The organism is Lactobacillus gigeriorum DSM 23908 = CRBIP 24.85 (assembly GCF_000296855.1).
In the GTDB taxonomy this organism is placed as follows: Bacteria; Bacillota; Bacilli; order Lactobacillales; family Lactobacillaceae; genus Lactobacillus; species Lactobacillus gigeriorum.
In genome coordinates, this window is sequence record NZ_CAKC01000084.1 from 1 (window position 1) to 2,667 (window position 2,667).

Consider the following 2,667-nt stretch of genomic DNA (forward strand, 5'->3'; position numbering starts at 1 on the left):
CAAATACAAGATGAAGCCAAAGCCTTATCGGACTATTCAAGTTCTAATTTTCTAAACGCGGCATCAAGTGCCTACATACTTCGATGAGAATGAAGAATAGCCGGTGAAGCTGCCTGTTTTTTCTACGGCATCGAGTGCCCAATAACCCCATGACATTAAGCGCTTCATCTTGCTTTTATTCTAAAACAAATAAAAGTGCTGGGGAGACATTCCGTCGAATGAATCCCTAACACTAGGTTAGTATGTTTTTTCTGCCGGAAAGCCACAGAATGGACAAGTGGGCTGCTTTAAAAGGGCTTCGTAGACTTTGTATTGCACTCCATTGAAGAATTTATAGAAATGGACAGAATACCATAAATATTCATCAACAGGAAAAATTATAGAGCTAATAAAGAAGTTATAGCTTTTTATTTGCGTTATGAAATGTATAGACTTGTTATCTTTGTCTCTCTATTAGATTGGTAAAAATTCAAAGGTATATGTTAAATTTCAGACATTAAATACTTAGAAAAAAGGACATATTTAGATGGATAAAAATTCTGATAGACTTACGTTAGTGCCATATTTCCCGAATGAAAAGCAGACTCTTAAATGGTACCAGGATCCTAAAATCTGTAAGCAGGTAGATAATATTGATACCGTTTATGATTTAACGAAATTACGTCGAATGTATGAATATTTGTCAGTGCATGGGTGGTGCTACTATATTCAATATCAAGGGAAATTGATTGGTGATTGTACTTTGCTAAAAGACGGTGAGATATCAATCGTGATTTGCAAAGAATATCAAAACCTGCATCTTGGTAGAAAATGTGTCGACAAATTGGTGCAGCTTGCAAGAATTCAGAAAATGACGCAAGTAAAGGCTCACATATATGACTTTAATATTCAAAGCAAAAAAATGTTTACAAGAATGGGGTTTAAAGAGCAACAACCTGACTGGTACTCTTATGATTTATAGATCAAAAATATTCATGTTACCAAGTAATTCATACAAACAATCAGTTGGTGTGATGTCAGATAAGCACTCGTATTAGAAAATAGAACAATTATACTGAAAGCTAGCCCCGTAAGTGATAGCGACCTGTGTAAATCTATTTATTAGGTTAACAGGTCGCTATTTTTCTAAAAGGCTTTATGACTAAATTAGTCTAGCTTTCTGATAATTTAATAGGGATTGGTGTTGGGCTAAGATCAAAATTTGTAGTGAGAAGATTATTGAACGTTATCTGATAATCAAAATTCTAAAAGTCGGGGTGTTTTTAGCCGAAATAAGTTAGTTTATAAAATAGTTTAAGAAATTAAGGAAGCCTGTTATATTAGGAATTGTAAAAATGAAACTTAGTTTTAAAATGATTGACTGTAAATAAAAACCTGAATTGTCAAATTAAGTGCAACAGTTAGGTTATGAAGAGATATATTGCTTGAAGAGTTCTTCTGCTGTCTGATATTGGAGGATTCGGCGATGTTTGCGGTTAATGGCATCAGTTGCCTGTTGAACATAAGCAGCTGACTTATCTTTCATGCTTTTGCCCTTAGGGAAGAATTGACGCAGAAGTCCATTGCAGTTCTCATTTGTGCCTCTTTCCCAAGGAGAATATGGATGAGCAAAGTAGATCTGACATCCTTTGATCTTGGTCATATCCGCAAACTCAGAACCATTGTCAAACGTAATTGATTTAAACCAATTAGGATGTCTGTCAATCTCCTTTTGAAGCAGTCTTTGACAAGTACTGGCCCGATAGTCAGGAATTTTGATAACAACCTCAAAACGAGTGGTTCTTTCAATCAGTGTCATTAAGGCAGGTTGATTTTTACGTCTGACGCCTTTAACCAAATCGCCTTCCCAGTGCAGGGGAACTTTTCTGTTTTCAACTTCTTTAGGCCGCTGTTCAATCGAATTGCCAAGATTCTTTTTATGCGGAGCATGGCCACCATGACTATGATGGCGTTTGTTTCTGCGTCTTTTAAGCTTCATTGGCAGGTCGATATTGCTTATATCCAGCAATCCTTGATCAATATAACGATAGACAGTGGGCGTGCTAGGACATGGATAATTTGGCATAATCCTGTGAAATTCACCGACAAATTCATCAATGCTGGTGGCATCAAATTTGGCTTTAAAGCGTCTGCTTAGCATTCTGAAAAAGACGGCATAGTGTTGCAGTGGATTACGCTTATAGCAGTTTCTGCGGCGCTTTTCATGATAAATTTGTGCAGTATCAGCGTAATAGTGCTCATACAAGACATAGCTGCTGTCTCTTTGCAGGACACTGCCTCGTCTAATTTCACGGCTGATAGTTGATTTATGACAGCCTACTTCTTGAGCGATAGCAGTGCAGGAGGTTATGCCAGAATCAAGCAGAGCTTGAATTTGTCCACGTTGTTCGCTGTTCAATTGATGATAATGCTTGGAAATGCTAGAATTTGAGTTGGTCATGAAGATCTTCCTTTCTTGATTTTTGGTCACTTCAAGTTTAGGTTTTCATGGCCTTTTTGTTTAACACTTAGTGTTGCACTTCAATTTTAAATCCGGGACTGTAAATAAAAATAAAAAAAGTAAAAAAAGTACTTGCAAAAGGAGAAAAAAGCGAGTAATATATTTAAATGTCGTCGGGCGACGGAAGTCGCAAGGCGAGGCGAGATGAAAAAAGTTCTTGACAAAGA

The 2,667-nt window shown here is 36.8% G+C and carries 2 protein-coding genes; one reads left to right on the forward strand and one right to left on the reverse strand.

Translation table 11 applies throughout. The annotated features are described in order from the left end of the window. The first annotated feature begins 526 nt into the window (after nt 1–526). Complete coding sequence (locus tag BN52_RS07570; protein WP_005723985.1) at nt 527–961, forward strand: GNAT family N-acetyltransferase; 435 nt, start codon at nt 527–529, stop codon at nt 959–961. Nucleotides 962–1,405: 444 nt separating this feature from the next. Here the strand turns inward: BN52_RS07570 and BN52_RS07575 are convergent, their stop codons facing one another. Further along, nucleotides 1,406–2,440 carry an IS30 family transposase gene (locus BN52_RS07575; protein WP_008473881.1) on the reverse strand — a complete coding sequence of 345 codons (1,035 nt, stop codon included), beginning with the start codon at nt 2,438–2,440 and terminating at the stop codon, nt 1,406–1,408. Between the last annotated feature and the right edge of the window lie 227 nt (nt 2,441–2,667).

Coding starts and splice junctions, on each gene's coding strand:
- BN52_RS07570 (WP_005723985.1), top strand. CDS start 527: ATGGATAAAAATTCTGATAGACTTACGTTAGTGCCATATTTCCCGAAT.
- BN52_RS07575 (WP_008473881.1), bottom strand. CDS start 2,440: ATGACCAACTCAAATTCTAGCATTTCCAAGCATTATCATCAATTGAAC.